This is a genomic window from Streptomyces bobili, assembly GCF_002154575.1.
GTDB lineage: Bacteria > Actinomycetota > Actinomycetes > Streptomycetales > Streptomycetaceae > Streptomyces > Streptomyces bobili.
In genome coordinates this window covers 1-15,550 of sequence record NZ_MUBA01000446.1, presented here as the reverse complement: position 1 = coordinate 15,550, position 15,550 = coordinate 1, and the positions used below count along the sequence as shown (strand labels likewise).

Genomic DNA, 15,550 nt, shown 5'->3' with positions numbered 1-15,550 from the left:
GCGGCGGGCCTCCTCCTCGGCGCGGGCCTTCTCCTCCGCGAGGAGCCGCACGCGCTCCTCCTCCGCCCGCCTGCGTGCCTCCTCGGCGCGCAGCCGGGCCTCCTCCGCCTGCCGCTCGGCCTCGCGGCGCTGCGCCTCCTCCAGCTCGCGGCGCTTGCGCTCCTCCTCCTCGGCCCGCAGCTTGGCGAGCTGCTCCTCGCGCTCCCGCTCGAGGCGCTCCTCCTCGGCCTTGCGGGCAGCCTCCTCCTCGGCCTTGCGGCGGGCCTCTTCCTCGGCCTTCTTCCGCGCCTCTTCCTGGGCCTTGATCTCGGCCTCGGAGAGCGGCAGCATCCGGTCGAGCCGGTGGCGGACCACGGTGGTGACGGCCTCCGGCTCCTGGCCGGCGTCGACGACGAGGTAGCGGCCGGGGTCGGCGGCGGCCAACGTGAGGAAACCGGAGCGCACGCGCGTGTGGAACTCGGCGGGCTCCGACTCCAGTCGGTCCGGCGCCTCGGTGAACCGCTCGCGGGCCGTCTCGGGGGAGACGTCCAGCAGGATCGTCAGATGCGGTACGAGCCCGTCCGTCGCCCAGCGCGAGATCCTCGCGATCTCGGTCGGGGAGAGGTCGCGGCCCGCACCCTGGTAGGCCACGGACGAGTCGATGTACCGGTCGGTGATGACCACCGCGCCGCGCTCCAGGGCGGGCCGCACGACGGTGTCGACGTGCTCCGCGCGGTCCGCGGCGTACAGCAGCGCCTCCGCGCGGTGCGACAGACCGGCGCTGGAGACGTCGAGCAGGATCGACCGCAGCCGCTTGCCCACGGGCGTGGCCCCCGGCTCGCGGGTGAGGACGACCTCGTGGCCCTTGGCCCTGATCCAGTCGGCGAGCGCCTCGGCCTGGGTGGACTTCCCGGCGCCGTCGCCGCCCTCCAGGGCGATGAAGAAGCCGGTCGGCATCGGCGCCTGCTCCGGGTCGTCGCCGCCGAGCAGCGCGTCCCGCAGGTCGTTGCGCAGGGGAACGCCGGAACGGTCGTCGACCTTGGCGAGCACCAGCGCGGCCACCGGCAGCAGCAGCGCGCCGACCAGCATCAGCGTGAACGCGGCGCCGCCGTGGGCGAAGACGAACTTGCCGTTCTCCAGGCGGTGCGGCCCGATGAGCGCAGCCACCAGCGGGGCGATCAGGGCGCCGAGCGCCACCAGGACCCGTACGACCGCGTGCAGGTGCTCCGTGACGCGTGTGCGGCGCTGGTCCTCGGTCTCCTGGTCGAGCAACGCGTGCCCGGTGTTGGCGGCGACGCCCGCGCCGACGCCGGCCAGGGCCGTGATCAGCAGCACGGTGGTGACGTCCGGGACCAGCCCGGCCGCGAGCAGGGCCACGCCGGTGAAGGCGATCGCCAGCGCGAGCAGCCGACGCCGCGACAGCGTCACCAGCACCTTCGGCGCCGTACGGACGCCTACGGCGACCCCGCCGGTCAGCGCGAGCACCAGCAGGCCGTACGTCACCGGGCCGCCGCCGAGGTCCTTGGCGTGCAGCACCGCCACGGCGACGGCTGCGGCGATCGCCCCGGCCACGGCCGCGCAGGCCAGCACCAGGACCGGGATGACGCCCGTGCGGCCCGCTTCGACACCGGCGGCCGTCCGCGGGCGGCGCAAGCCCTCGAGCGGGGATCGCGCGCGCGGGGTGCGGGTGCCGGGCAGGTCGAGGAAGACCGCGACGGACAAGGAACCGGCGAACAGCCCGCCCGCCACGTACGAGGCGAGGGCCGCCTGGTGCTGGCCGAACCAGTCGATGCCGGCGCCCAGGAGGTTGTTGAACAGGGCCGCGACGACCAGGGTGGCTGCCGCCAGCGGGATCGCGAGGAAGGTCGTCCGCAGGGACAGCCGGCGCAGGGCGTCCATGTGGTCGGGCAGTGGCCGTACGGTCGCGCCCTCCAGGGGCGGGGCGGGCAGCAGCGCGGGGGCGGCGCTCTCGCGGGCGACCGTCCAGAACCGCTCGGCCACGCCGGTCACGAAGACGGTGACCAGCAGCAGCGCCAGCGCGTCGTCGGGCATCCAGTCGATCCACAGGGGCGCGACGAGCAGCAGGGCAGCCCGCACACCGTCCGCGCCGACCATGGTCCAGCGGCGGTCCAGCGGGCCGTCCGGCGAGGTCAGGGAGGTCAGCGGGCCGAGGAGGACGGCACCGAAGAGCACGGTGGCGAGCACCCGGACCGCGAAGACGATCGCGACCGCGAACGCCACGCCCCGGTAGCCGCCTCCGAAGGAGCCCTCGGCGATGGCCGCCTGGAGGGCGAGGAGGACCAGCACCAGGAGGGCGAGGGCGTCGCCGACGCCGCTCACCAACTGTGCGCTCCACAGGCGCCTCAGCTGGGGCTCACGCAACAGGGCGCGCACGGCGCGCTCGCGGGAGTCCACCACCAGGGCGTCGTCCGGGGCCGGGTGGTGGGCCGTTGGCTGCTCGGCTCGCGTCATGCTTTCAGCCTATCGGCAGCGACTGACAGCCCGGAGCGCCCGTCCATACGTACGCACGCCCCGACATCAAAGTGATGCCGGGGCGTGCGTTTTGTGATCCGGTACCGGGGAACCGCGGCGCGGCTCAGTCCTCGGCAGCCGCCTTCGAAGCGGTCGCCTTGGAAGCAGTCGCCTTCTTCGTCGTGGCCTTGGCCGCGGTCTTGGTCGTGGTCTTCTTCGCGGCCGTGGTCGTCTTCGCGGCGGTCTTCTTCGCAGCCGCCTTCTTGGCCGGCGCGGCCTTCTTCGCCGCCGCCTTCTTCGCGGGTGCCTTCTTCGCCGTCTTCTTGGCGGGCGACTTCGCCCGCTTCTCGGCGAGCAGCTCGTAGCCGCGCTCGGGGGTGATCTCCTCGACGCTGTCGTCGGAACGCAGCGTCGCGTTGGTCTCCCCGTCGGTGACGTACGGCCCGAAGCGGCCGTCCTTGACGACGACCGGCTTCTGGCTGACCGGGTCCTCGCCCAGCTCCTTCAGCGGCGGCTTGGCCGCGGCCCGGCCGCGCTGCTTGGGCTGGGAGTAGATCTCCAGCGCCTCTTCGAGCGTGATCGTGAAGAGCTGGTCCTCGGTCTGGAGCGACCGCGAGTCCGTGCCCTTCTTCAGGTACGGGCCGTAGCGGCCGTTCTGCGCGGTGATCTCCACGCCCTCGGCGTCCGTGCCGACGACACGCGGCAGCGACATCAGCCTGAGGGCGTCCTCGAGCGTGACCGTGTCCAGCGACATCGACTTGAACAGCGAGGCCGTACGCGGCTTTACGGCGTTCTTGCCGGTCTTCGGGGTGCCCTCGGGGAGCACCTCGGTGACGTAGGGGCCGTAGCGGCCGTCACGGGCGATGATCTGGTGGCCCGTCGACGGATCGGCGCCCAGCTCGAAGTCGCCGCTCGGCTTGGCGAGCAGTTCCTCCGCGTACTCGACGGACAGCTCGTCGGGGGCCAGGTCCTCCGGCACGTCCGCGCGCTGGTGGTTCTCCGCGTCCTTCTCGCCGCGTTCGACGTACGGGCCGTATCGGCCGACGCGCAGCATGATGTCGTTGCCCACCGGGAACGACGAGACCTCGCGCGCGTCGATCGCGCCCAGGTCGGTCACCAGTTCCTTGAGGCCACCGAGGTGGTCCCCGTCGCCGTTGCCCGCCTCGGCGGCTCCGCCGACGGCCGGACCCGCCGCGCCCTCGCCGAAGTAGAAACGCTTCAGCCACGGCACGGCCTTCGCCTCACCGCGGGCGATGCGGTCGAGGTCGTCCTCCATCCTGGCGGTGAAGTCGTAGTCGACGAGCCGCCCGAAGTGCTTCTCCAGGAGGTTGACCACGGCGAAGGAGAGGAAGGACGGGACGAGCGCCGTGCCCTTCTTGAAGACGTAACCGCGGTCGAGGATGGTGCCGATGATCGACGCGTACGTCGACGGGCGGCCGATCTCGCGCTCTTCCAGCTCCTTGACCAGCGAGGCCTCGGTGTAGCGGGCCGGGGGCTTGGTGGCGTGCCCGTCGACCGTGATCTCCTCGACGCCGAGCGCATCGCCCTCGGCGACCTGGGGGAGACGACGCTCGCGGTCGTCCAGCTCGGCGTTCGGGTCGTCGGCGCCTTCCACGTAGGCCTTCAGGAAGCCGTGGAAGGTGATCGTCTTGCCGGAGGCGCTGAACTCGACGTCGCGGCCGTCGGTGGCGGTGCCACCGATCTTCACCGTGACGCTGTTACCGGTCGCGTCCTTCATCTGGGAGGCGACGGTCCGCTTCCAGATCAGCTCGTACAGACGGAACTGGTCGCCGGTAAGGCCGGTCTCGGCGGGGGTGCGGAAACGATCACCTGAGGGGCGGATCGCCTCGTGCGCCTCCTGCGCGTTCTTGACCTTCCCGGCGTACGTGCGCGGCTGCGGCGGCAGGTAGTCGGCGCCGTACAGCTGCGTGACCTGGGCGCGGGCGGCGGTGATCGCCGTCTCCGACAGGGTCGTGGAGTCCGTACGCATATAGGTGATGAAGCCGTTCTCGTACAGCTTCTGAGCCACTTGCATGGTCGCCTTCGCACCGAAGCCGAGCTTGCGCGAGGCCTCCTGCTGAAGCGTCGTCGTACGGAACGGGGCATACGGCGAGCGGCGGTACGGCTTCGACTCGACGGACCGCACCGAGAACCGGGTGCTGTCCAGGGCGGCGGCCAGCGCGCGGGCACTGGCCTCGTCGAGGTGAAGGGTGTTCGCGCTCTTGATCTGTCCCAGGGAGTCGAAGTCGCGGCCCTGCGCGACCCGCCTGCCGTCGACGGTCTGGAGGCGGGCGACCAGCGACGACGGGTCCGACGCGTCCCCCGCACGGCCGGTCGCGAAAGTGCCCGTCAGGTCCCAGTACTCAGCTGAACGGAAAGCGACGCGCTCACGTTCCCGTTCCACCACAAGTCGGGTCGCGACCGACTGGACACGGCCCGCCGACAGCTTCGGCATGACCTTCTTCCACAGGACCGGCGAGACCTCGTAGCCGTAGAGGCGGTCGAGGATGCGGCGGGTCTCCTGGGCGTCGACCAGCTTCTGGTTCAGCTCGCGCGGGTTGGCGACGGCGGCCTGGATCGCGGCCTTGGTGATCTCGTGGAAGACCATCCGCTTGACCGGGACCTTGGGCTTGAGCACCTCCTGGAGATGCCAGGCGATCGCCTCGCCCTCGCGGTCCTCATCGGTGGCCAGGAAGAGTTCGTCGGAGTCCTTCAGCAGGTCCTTGAGCTTCTTGACCTGGGCCCTCTTGTCGGCGTTGACGACGTAGACGGGCTGGAAGTCGTTGTCGACGTCCACCCCGAGGCGGCGCACCTCGCCGGTGTACTTCTCGGGCACCTCCGCGGCGCCGTTGGGGAGGTCGCGGATGTGCCCGACGCTCGCTTCGACGACGTAGCCGGGGCCGAGATAGCCCTTGATCGTCTTCGCCTTGGCAGGCGACTCGACGATGACGAGTCGGCGGCCGCCGTGTGCGGTGTCGCTGGTCGGGGACAACTTCGCTCTTCTCTCCGGTCGACGCTGGGGTGTCTCCCCAGGCCTTGGCTCCCGGGGTCGGGTCATGCTGACGCTGCGGAGTGTGACGGTACATCCCGCCCCCGTGTCAAACGGGAAAAGCCCGCAACGGCCACTCGAACGGTAACCCGACTACCGCCATTCCTGCCGCCCGGAGTGTCCACCGGCTCTTTTTCGCCTCCCCGGAGCGGCGCCTCTCAATTATCCGCTCCGATCCCCGGGCGCAGTTCTCACAAGGTCCGGGCAAGATCCCCGGGGACGGTTCAGAGGCGGGTGAAGCACCACGCGCCGACGGCCAGCGCGGCGACCGCGGCGAGCGTCGCGACGGTCGCCGATGCGACAGGGCTCACACCGTCGGCGACGGGCTGCCGCTGCCGCATGCGTACCGCGGTCCACACCAGCAGACCGCCTCCGAACAGCGCGAACATCATTCCGGCGAAGATCGCCGGCCCACTCTCCATGATCGCCCGCGCCCCTTTTCTCCACCCGCGCCTGTCCCGTCGCCGGGAGACTGACACGCACGGACGGCGACCGGACGAACCCGAGGTGAACGCCGGGCCTATCAGCGGGGTCGGCGGGCCACCGGCAGGCGATACGGCGCCGGGCGCTGGCGTCCGGCACGCGCGGCCCATGCGACGGGGCTCACACCACGCCTGGCACGCGGCCGTCGTCGCCGTCCGGCGAACCGGGCAGGCAACCATCCGGCGAACCGGCAGCGAACCGGGCGGCGTGCCATCCGGAACGGGGTGAGCGCCCGCACCACGTCGAATTCGGCGCCGCGGATCTCGGTCGTCCGGTGACGTGTTCTCCCGTGCGGTTCTCTCCCGTCGTTCTTCTCCCACATCCTTCTCTCGCATCCTTCTCTCACCGCTCCCGCCGCCTTTTCGCAATGCGTGCGGGCGGTTTTACGGGCGTCCTGTCGTGAGGCACCGGTAAGAGGCTGTGACGCACCGGTACGGGAAGGATGTTGGCCTGTTTCGCTCTCAGGCAGGCTCCAGGAACCCCTGCTCCACCAGCAACCGGATCTGCGCGGGCGTACGGTCGCGCAGCAGGACCGGGTCCTCGCCGACGAGCTGCGCGATGGCGTCCAGGATCCGGCCCGCGCTCAGCGAGCCGTCGCACACGCCGGCGAACCCCGCCCCGATCGTGTCCACCTTGGTCGCCCGGCGCATGCCACGGTTCTGGCGCAGCACGACATGCTCCGGGTCCTCGGCTCCGGGCAGCCCGACCTGCTCCTGCACGACCTCCGCGGCGAGCCTGAAGTTCGCCGCGAGCAGGGCCGCGTCATCGTGCCCGCGGAGATAGTCGACGCGCTCGAAGTGGGCCCTCACCGTGTCGCCGAGCGGCTGCTCGACGGGGTGCGGCCACTCCTCCACGGTGATGGTGGGCTCGTCGGACCCGGTCCTGCGCAGGGTGATCCAGCCGAAGCCGACGGCCTTCACCTTGCGCGCCTCGAACTCGTCGAGCCACGCGTCGTACCGCGCGCGGTACTCCGCCGGGTCGCCCTGGTGGTCACCGGCGTCCCTGAGCCACAGCTCGGCGTACTGGGTGATGTCCTGTACCTCGCGCTGCACGATCCACGCGTCGCAGCCGCGCGGCACCCAGGACCTGAGTCTGTCCTGCCAGTCCTCCCCCTCGACGTGCTGCCAGTTGGCGAGGAACTGCGCGAACCCGCCCACGTTCAGCCGTTCCCCCGCCCCTTGAACGAGCGAGCGGCACAGATCGTCCCCGCCCATCCCGCCGTCGCGGTACGTCAGCCGAGCGCCGGGCGAGATGACGAACGGCGGGTTGGACACGATCAGGTCGAACGTCTCGTCGTCGCGGACGGGTTCGAACAGCGAGCCCTCGCGCAGCTCGGCGGCGGGCGCGCCGGACAGTGCCAGGGTGAGCGCGGTGATGTGCAGGGCGCGCGGGTTGAGGTCGGTCGCCGTCACGCGCGTGGCGTGCCGAGCGGCGTGCAGCGCCTGGATCCCGGAGCCGGTACCGAGGTCCAGGGCGGCGGAGACGGGGGTGCGGACGGTGATCCCGGCGAGCGTCGTGGACGCCCCGCCGACGCCCAGGACGACGCCCTCGGCGCTGCTGCCGATTCCGCCGGCCCCGCCGACGGCGCAGCCCAGGTCGGACACGATGAACCAGTCCTCGCCGTCCGGGCCGCCGAAGGGCCGGACGTCGACGGTGGCGGCGACGTCGTCCTCGCCCGCGCGCGTCAGCCAGCCGGTCTCCACGCACGCGTGCACGGGCAGCACGTGCTCCACGCGCGCGTGGGGAACCGGCTGCTGGAGCAGGAAGAGACGGACAAGGGTCTCCAGCGGCGTGTCCCCGCGGGTCGCGCGCAGCGCCGGCACGGTCTCGCTGCGCGCGAGGGCCGCGTAGGCGGGGGCGCCGAGCAGATCGAGGAGACCGTCGGCGGTGAAGGAGGCCGCGAGCAGGGCCTCGCGCAGCCTGGCGGCGACGTCCGGGTGGCCGGCGGAGGGCAGGGGGGACTGGGTGGCGTTACTCACGCCCCCATTGTGTCCCTCCGTGACCGGCTCAGCTGTCGGTGGCCGACGCGGACGCGGCGGCCTTCTTGCAGCCGGCCTGCTTGGCCACGGCCTCCTTGACCTCGCCCTGCTCCAGACTCCGCAGTGCGGCGACCGCGCCCTTGTACTGCTGGGAGACGTCCTTCATCTGCTTCGAGACGTCGTCCAGACCGGTGGCGAACTTCCCCTGGTCCTTCGTGTCGAGCGCGTCGACCTGCTTCTTCAGGTCGGCGTAGGAGTCGGAGAGGACCGTGAGCTTCTGGACGGCGTCCTGCTGCTTCTTCGCGCTGCCCTCGACGCCCGGAGGCGCACCGGCGCTCTTGAGCGCGGTCGCGCGCCCCTTGAAGCCGTCGGACAGGTCCTGGAAGGCCTGGGAGTCGGTCTTCTGGAGGTCCTCCGGCGCGCCGTTCTTGGCAACCTTCGCCAGCGCGTCATAGGCGGCCACGATCTTCGCCTGCTGGGCCGGGACGGTCTGGCAGACCTGCTTGGCCCAGGCGTCCAGCTCCTTGTTGTCCTTCTCCTCGCTGCATCCCGACAGCGCCACCACGAGTACCGCACCGCCGGACAGTGCGGCCGCGAGCTTCTTGTTCACCGGTTTGGCCCCTTCCATGGCTCTCGGCCCCGGAACATACACGCCGACCAGGTGACAACCCCAGACGCGATATCCGCTTTACATATATTTATGACTGTTTGAACCAAGAGAGAGAAGGCTCACGGCCATGGCCCACACACAGCAAGCGGGCGGCCGACGCGTCAACACGCGCCGTCCGCCCGCCCTTTGATCTGCGAGCTCGACCCAGCTCCTACGAAACCACCGCGGGATCCGTCGACTTGGCCGACTCGTCGGCGTCGCCTTCGTCCCCCATGGCGATGCCGCGCCGCTTGGAGACGTAGACCGCGCCGACGATCACCGCGAGCGCGAGGACCGCGATCGCGATCCGTACGCCGAGGCTCTCGTCCTCGCCGTAACTGAACTGGATCACCGCGGGCGCGATGAGCAGCGCCACCAGGTTCATGACCTTCAGGAGCGGGTTGATCGCAGGTCCCGCGGTGTCCTTGAAGGGGTCACCGACGGTGTCGCCGATGACGGTCGCCGCATGGGCCTCGCTGCCCTTCCCGCCGTGGTGGCCGTCCTCCACGAGCTTCTTGGCGTTGTCCCAGGCGCCGCCGGAGTTGGCGAGGAACACGGCCATCAGCGTGCCCGTGCCGATCGCGCCCGCGAGGAACGAGCCGAGCGCGCCGACGCCGAGCGTGAACCCGATGAAGACCGGCGCCAGCACCGCGAGCAGTCCCGGCGTGGCCAGCTCCCGCAGAGCGTCCCTGGTGCAGATGTCGACGACCTTGCCGTACTCCGGCGTCTCGCTGTAGTCCATGATTCCGGGCCGCTCCCGGAACTGCCGCCGCACCTCGTAGACCACCGAACCCGCCGACCGCGACACCGCGTTGATCGCCAGTCCCGAGAACAGGAAGACGACCGCCGCGCCCGCGATCAGGCCGACCAGGTTGTTGGGCTGCGAGATGTCCATCATCAGCGTCATCGGCGCGCCGTCCCCGGAGAGCTTCTCGCCGACGTCGTGCGCACCGGTGGTGATGGCGTCGCGGTACGACCCGAAGAGCGCCGACGCCGCCAGCACGGCCGTGGCGATGGCGATGCCCTTGGTGATGGCCTTGGTGGTGTTGCCGACGGCGTCGAGGTCGGTGAGCACCTGAGCGCCGGCCCCCTGCACATCGCCGGACATCTCGGCGATGCCCTGAGCGTTGTCCGAGACCGGTCCGAAGGTGTCCATCGCGACGATCACGCCGACCGTGGTGAGCAGGCCGGTGCCGGCCAGGGCCACCGCGAACAGCGCCAGCATGATGGACGTGCCGCCGAGCAGGAACGCCCCGTACACGCTCAGGCCGATCAACAGGGCCGTGTAGACGGCCGATTCGAGGCCGATGGAGATTCCGGCGAGGACGACGGTGGCCGGGCCGGTGAGCGAGGACTTGCCGATGTCGCGCACCGGGCGGCGCGTGGTCTCGGTGAAGTAGCCGGTGAGTTGCTGGATGACGGCGGCCAGGAGGATGCCGATCACCACCGCGACGAGGGCGAGGATGCGCGGGTCGCCGCTCTTGCCCTGGATCGCCGCGTCGGTGACGCCGTCGAGGTCGGCGTACTTCGCGGGGAGATAGACGAACACGGCCACGGCGACCAGCACGAGCGAGATCACCGCGGAGATGAAGAAGCCCCGGTTGATCGCGGACATGCCGCTGCGGTCGGAGCGGCGCGGCGCGACCGCGAAGATGCCGATCATGGCCGTGATCACACCGATCGCGGGCACGAGCAGCGGAAACGCGAGTCCGGCGTCGCCGAAGGCCACCTTGCCGAGGATCAGCGCGGCGACCAGCGTCACGGCGTACGACTCGAAGAGGTCGGCCGCCATGCCCGCGCAGTCGCCGACGTTGTCGCCCACGTTGTCGGCGATGGTCGCGGCATTGCGCGGATCGTCCTCCGGGATGCCCTTCTCGACCTTGCCGACCAGGTCGGCGCCGACGTCGGCGGCCTTGGTGAAGATGCCGCCGCCGACCCTCATGAACATCGCGATGAGCGCCGCGCCGAGACCGAAGCCCTCCAGGACCTTCGGCGCGTCGGCCGCGTACACCAGCACCACGCAGGAAGCGCCGAGCAGACCGAGCCCCACCGTGAACATGCCGACCACGCCGCCCGTGCGAAATGCGATCTTCATCGCCTTGTGCGAAACGGCGGTGAGATCCTTTTCCGGTTCGCCTTCCGCCGGAGTCGCTTCCCGGGCCGCCGCGGCGACACGCACATTGCTGCGCACGGCGAGCCACATGCCGATATAGCCGGTACCCGCCGAGAACACCGCGCCGACCAGGAAGAAGATCGATCGTCCGGCGCGTTGATTCCAGTCGTCCGCGGGCAGCAGCATGAGCAGGAAGAACACCACGACGGCGAATACGCCGAGTGTGCGCAACTGCCGGGTGAGATAGGCGTTGGCGCCCTCCTGGATCGCCGCCGCGATCTTCTTCATGCTGTCGGTGCCCTCGCCCGCCGCGAGCACCTGGCGCAGCAGCACGCCCGCGACCACGAGCGCGGCCAGTGCGACGACCCCGATGACCACCACGAGGAGTCGGTTGCCGTCGGTCAGCACTGCGGCCGCGAAGGTTGTGGAGTGGTCCAACCGATGAGGGGTAGAAAGCCCCGCCATTCGTCCTCCTTGACGCTTGGGCTGAGCTCAAGATGTGGACGGATTGTAGGTACCGGAACCTGATCAAAACAGTGGGCGGTAAACGGAATTTGCCTTCGCGCGCAAATCCGTCACAGTAATGCTTCCGAGGCATTGTCGTTCGTGAACGAATTCACTAATTCGCGGCAAGATTCACTTCCCCGCGCGACAAGATTTACTTCTTCAAGATTCACTTCCTGGGACCACTGTAAGCGCGCCCTCGCACCTGCGCACATGCCGAAGGGCCCCACCGGAGTGGGGCCCTTCGGGTACGTGTCTGTCCGGTGGGACCGGACGGGTGACGCCGGGGTCAGCCGAGCGCCGTGGCCGGCGGAGTCGTCGGCCAGGTCATACGGATCAGCCCGCCGTGTTCGCCGGCGGTGACCTCCACGTCGTCGACGAGGCCGCTGATGACCGCGAGGCCCATTTCGTCCTCCTCGGCGTCCACGTCGATGCCGCCGGAACCCGGCACCCGGTCACCGGGTGCGATCCGCGGGGCCTCGTCCCCCACCTCGATGGAGAACTGTTTCTCCTCCTCGATGAGCGACACCTTCACCGGTGCGGTGATGCCGCCGCTCTGATGGAGTCCGACGGCACGAGTGCAGGCCTCGCCGACGGCGAGCCTGACCTCGTCGAGCACGGCCTCGTCCACTCCGGACCTGCGCGCCACCGCCGCCGCCACCAGCCGGGCGGTCCTGACGTGCTCGGGCAGCGCGCTGAAGCGGAGTTCAACGGTGGCCATGCATCCCCCTCGGAACTACGGGCGTGCTGTCGGGGGGCCGGGCTGCCGAGAGCCCGGTACCCCGGAGTTCAACTGGGCCGTCCGGGCCACAAGGGCCCGGACGGAGTGTGTCAGTCGGTGGCTGGGACCGCTTCGTCGACCGAGGTGTGAATCGGGAACACCTTGGTCAGACCGGTGATGCGGAAGATCTTCAGAATGCGCTCCTGGTTGCAGACCAGGCGCAGCGAGCCCTCATGGGCACGCACCCGCTTCAAGCCACCGACCAGCACGCCGAGTCCGGTGGAGTCGAGGAAGTCCACGCCCTCCATATCGACGACAAGATGGAAATTGCCATCGTTCACCAGCTCGACCAGCTGCTCGCGCAACTTGGGCGCGGTATATACGTCGATTTCGCCACCGACCTCGACGACCGTACGATCGCCGACGGTACGGGTCGACAGGGACAGGTCCACGGATCCTCCAGCACCTTGCTATCGAGCGGTCGTCCCTCGGAACACCTGGGCAGGAGCCCCCGGGACGGTACGCCAGCCGCGATGGCATTCAATCACTTACCGGCAGGCGTGCACGACGCCTTGGCTCCATTGTCCGTCACGCCAGTGACACACTCGGTGCCGATGGCCAAGAATCACCGATCCGATCGACCCTCGGCGCAGCCCGCGTCCCGCCTGTCGCCGGGCCAGATCCTGGACCGGCTCGCCCCGGGACCGAGCCGGGCGTCGCGCATCACTCATACGGAGCATGTGCCCCCGCGCGCGGGTCGCCATGCCGTCTGGCCTGACCGGATTCGTTCGGAGGTCATCGCGGCCGTGCAAGCCTGCGGCATCGAGCACCCCTGGGCTCACCAGGCCGCCGCCGCCGAGCACGCCCTGGACGGCGAGTCGGTGGTCGTCGCGACCGGCACGGCCTCCGGCAAGTCGCTGGCATACCTCGTGCCGGTCCTGTCGGCCCTCCTGGACGGCTCACAGGCCCCGAACGGCCGCGGCGCCACCGCGCTCTACCTCGCGCCCACCAAGGCCCTGGCAGCGGACCAGTGCCGATCCGTGAAGGAACTTTCACAACCCCTGGGCACCGCGGTACGCCCGGCCGTGTACGACGGCGACACCCCGGTCGAGGCACGCGAGTGGATCCGCCAGTACGCCAACTACGTCCTCACCAACCCCGACATGCTGCACCGCGGGATCCTCCCGTCCCACCCCCGCTGGTCCTCCTTCCTCAGATCCCTGAAGTACGTCGTCATCGACGAGTGCCACACCTACCGCGGTGTGTTCGGCTCCCATGTGGCCCAGGTGCTGCGCCGTCTGCGCCGCCTGTGCGCCCGCTACGGCGCCTCCCCCGTCTTCCTGCTGGCCTCCGCGACGGCCGCCGAGCCCTCGGTGGCAGCCGGCCGCCTCACCGGCCTCCCGGTGGTCGAGGTGGCCGACGACGCCTCACCCCGCGGTGAACTGGTGTTCGCCCTCTGGGAACCCCCGCTCACCGAGATGCGGGGCGAGAAGGGCGCTCCCGTCCGCCGCACCGCCACCGCCGAGACCGCCGACCTGCTCACCGACCTCGCCGTCCAGGGCGTCCGTACGGTCGCCTTCGTCCGCTCCCGGCGCGGCGCGGAGCTGATCTCCCTCATCGCCCAGGAGCGCCTCGCCGAGATCGACCGCTCGCTGGCCCGGCGTGTCGCGGCCTACCGAGGTGGCTACCTCCCCGAGGAACGCCGCGCCCTCGAACAGGCCCTGCACTCCGGTGAACTCCTCGGCCTGGCCGCCACGACCGCACTCGAACTGGGCATCGACGTCTCCGGCCTGGACGCCGTCCTCATCGCCGGATACCCGGGCACCCGCGCCTCGCTGTGGCAGCAGGCGGGACGGGCGGGACGGTCAGGACAGGGCGCGCTGGCCGTGTTGATCGCCCGCGACGACCCGCTGGACACCTTCCTGGTCCACCACCCGGAGGCCCTGTTCGACCGCCCGGTGGAATCGACCGTCCTCGACCCCGACAACCCCTACGTACTCGCCCCGCACCTGTGCGCGGCCGCTGCCGAACTCCCTCTCACCGAGGCCGACCTGGCGCTGTTCGGACCCGAGACCGAGGCTCTCCTCCCGCAGCTGGAGGCCGCGAAGCTGCTGCGCCGCCGCACGAAGGCCTGGCACTGGACCCGCCGCGAGCGTGCCGCCGACCTCACCGACATCCGCGGCGGGGGCGGCCGGCCGGTCCAGATCGTCGAGTCCGGCACCGGCCGACTGCTCGGCACGGTCGACGAGGGTGCCGCACACTCGACCGTCCACGAGGGAGCGGTTCATCTGCACCAGGGCCGCACCTACCTGGTGCGGTCGCTGGACCTGGAGGACTCGGCGGCTCTCGTCGAGGAGGCCGACCCGCCGTATTCGACGGTCGCCCGCGACACGACAGCGATCGCCGTCCTGGAGACGGACGTCGAAATCCCCTGGGGCGACGGCCGGTTGTGCTACGGCTCCGTCGAAGTCACCAACCAGGTGGTCTCCTTCCTGCGTCGCCGTGTCATCACCGGTGAAGTACTGGGCGAGTCGAAGCTCGATCTCCCTCCTCGTACGCTGCGCACCCGTGCCGTGTGGTGGACGGTCACCGAGGACCAACTGGACGCCGCCCGCATCAACCCCGAGATCCTCGGCGGAGCCCTGCACGCCGCGGAACACGCGTCCATCGGCATGCTGCCCCTCTTCGCCACCTGCGACCGCTGGGACATCGGGGGCGTCTCGATCCCCCTGCACCCCGACACCCTCCTCCCCACGGTCTTCGTCTACGACGGCCATCCCGGCGGCGCGGGCTTCGCGGAACGCGCCTTCCACACGGCCCGCTCCTGGCTGACCGCCACCCGTGAGGCCATCGCCTCCTGCGAGTGCGAGGCCGGCTGCCCGTCCTGCATCCAGTCCCCCAAGTGCGGCAACGGCAACGATCCCTTGCACAAGAGAGGCGCGATCAGACTCCTGACCGAGTTGCTGCGAGGAGCGCCGGAGGAGGACGACGACGCCGTGGTGAAGGCCGCCGGGACGGTGGACGCGGAGGAGTCGGAGGAGCGGGGGAAGGAAGTAGAGGGCTGAAGGGGTGGGGTGCACAGGAGGAGGCTGCGGGGGCGTAGGAGCGGGCTGTGGCGATGACCGGGCCACGGAGGCTGGAGGGGCCCTGTGAGGCGCTCAGGGACGTGGCGAGCGGCGCTTGCAGGGATGCGGCCCGGCCAGGGCGAATGGGTCCGCTCCGGGGAACCTGACCAGTTGATCGACGGAACCTGACCAGTTGTCGACGGCGGGGACCACTTGGGGCGAGAAGAAGCTCGGCGCCCCAAGTGGTCCGAGAGCCGGGCGAGTCGCCGACGAGCGCATGGCCCTGGGCGCGGCTGACGGCGAGGCGACGCGATCCCGGTCAGCCGCCCGTCTCCGGCACCAGCGACGGTGTGTCCGACACCACCGGTGGCACCGGTGCCGGTGCACCAGGCCCCGCCCGTGCCCTCACCTCGACTGTGAACGGCCCTCGCCCCGCCGCCGCCGTCACGTCCGACACCTCCCCCACGACCACGCACCGCACCAGCCGTGCACCCTGCGCCCGCGCCAGCCGGTCCGCGCGGGCGCAGGGTGCACGG

At 70.6% G+C, this 15,550-nt stretch carries 9 protein-coding genes and 1 pseudogene; 1 reads left to right on the top strand and 9 read right to left on the bottom strand.

All coding sequences use genetic code 11. From position 1 onward, the window contains the following. From tmk to bldG, 8 genes are all read right to left on the bottom strand, one after another. On the bottom strand, nt 1-2,451 hold a 2,451-nt coding region (gene tmk / locus BZL64_RS29790; protein ID WP_086772263.1), incomplete at its 3' end, for a dTMP kinase. Nucleotides 2,452-2,575: 124 nt separating this feature from the next. After that, nucleotides 2,576-5,443 carry a type I DNA topoisomerase gene (gene topA / locus BZL64_RS29785; RefSeq protein ID WP_086772262.1) on the bottom strand — a complete coding sequence of 956 codons (2,868 nt, stop codon included), beginning with the start codon at nt 5,441-5,443 and terminating at the stop codon, nt 2,576-2,578. A gap of 281 nt (nt 5,444-5,724) precedes the next feature. Then, the gene (locus BZL64_RS29780) at nt 5,725-5,922 is read right to left on the bottom strand and encodes a hypothetical protein (protein WP_086772261.1); all 198 of its coding nucleotides are present in this window, start codon (nt 5,920-5,922) and stop codon (nt 5,725-5,727) included. A gap of 522 nt (nt 5,923-6,444) precedes the next feature. After that, the gene (locus BZL64_RS29775) at nt 6,445-7,962 is read right to left on the bottom strand and encodes a DUF7059 domain-containing protein (RefSeq protein WP_086772260.1); all 1,518 of its coding nucleotides are present in this window, start codon (nt 7,960-7,962) and stop codon (nt 6,445-6,447) included. Between the two features lie 28 nt (nt 7,963-7,990). Then, entirely contained in the window at nt 7,991-8,590 is a 600-nt protein-coding gene (locus BZL64_RS29770; protein ID WP_086772259.1) for a small secreted protein, read from the bottom strand. 193 nt (nt 8,591-8,783) lie between these two features. Beyond that, the gene (locus BZL64_RS29765) at nt 8,784-11,189 is read right to left on the bottom strand and encodes a sodium-translocating pyrophosphatase (protein ID WP_086772258.1); all 2,406 of its coding nucleotides are present in this window, start codon (nt 11,187-11,189) and stop codon (nt 8,784-8,786) included. A gap of 328 nt (nt 11,190-11,517) precedes the next feature. Then, nucleotides 11,518-11,949, bottom strand: a complete 432-nt coding sequence (locus BZL64_RS29760; RefSeq protein ID WP_086772257.1) for an ATP-binding protein — start codon at nt 11,947-11,949, stop codon at nt 11,518-11,520. A 110-nt stretch (nt 11,950-12,059) separates the two neighbouring features. Continuing rightward, on the bottom strand, nt 12,060-12,401 hold the full coding sequence (gene bldG / locus BZL64_RS29755; RefSeq protein WP_086772256.1) for an anti-sigma factor antagonist BldG: 342 nt from the start codon (nt 12,399-12,401) through the stop codon (nt 12,060-12,062). Between the two features lie 81 nt (nt 12,402-12,482). Between bldG and BZL64_RS29750 the strand changes: the two genes are divergently transcribed. Beyond that, entirely contained in the window at nt 12,483-15,014 is a 2,532-nt protein-coding gene (locus BZL64_RS29750) for a DEAD/DEAH box helicase (RefSeq protein ID WP_244205546.1), read from the top strand. A 319-nt stretch (nt 15,015-15,333) separates the two neighbouring features. Here the strand turns inward: BZL64_RS29750 and BZL64_RS41450 are convergent. Next, a pseudogene (locus BZL64_RS41450) lies at nt 15,334-15,550 on the bottom strand (Rv3654c family TadE-like protein); the annotation flags it as partial.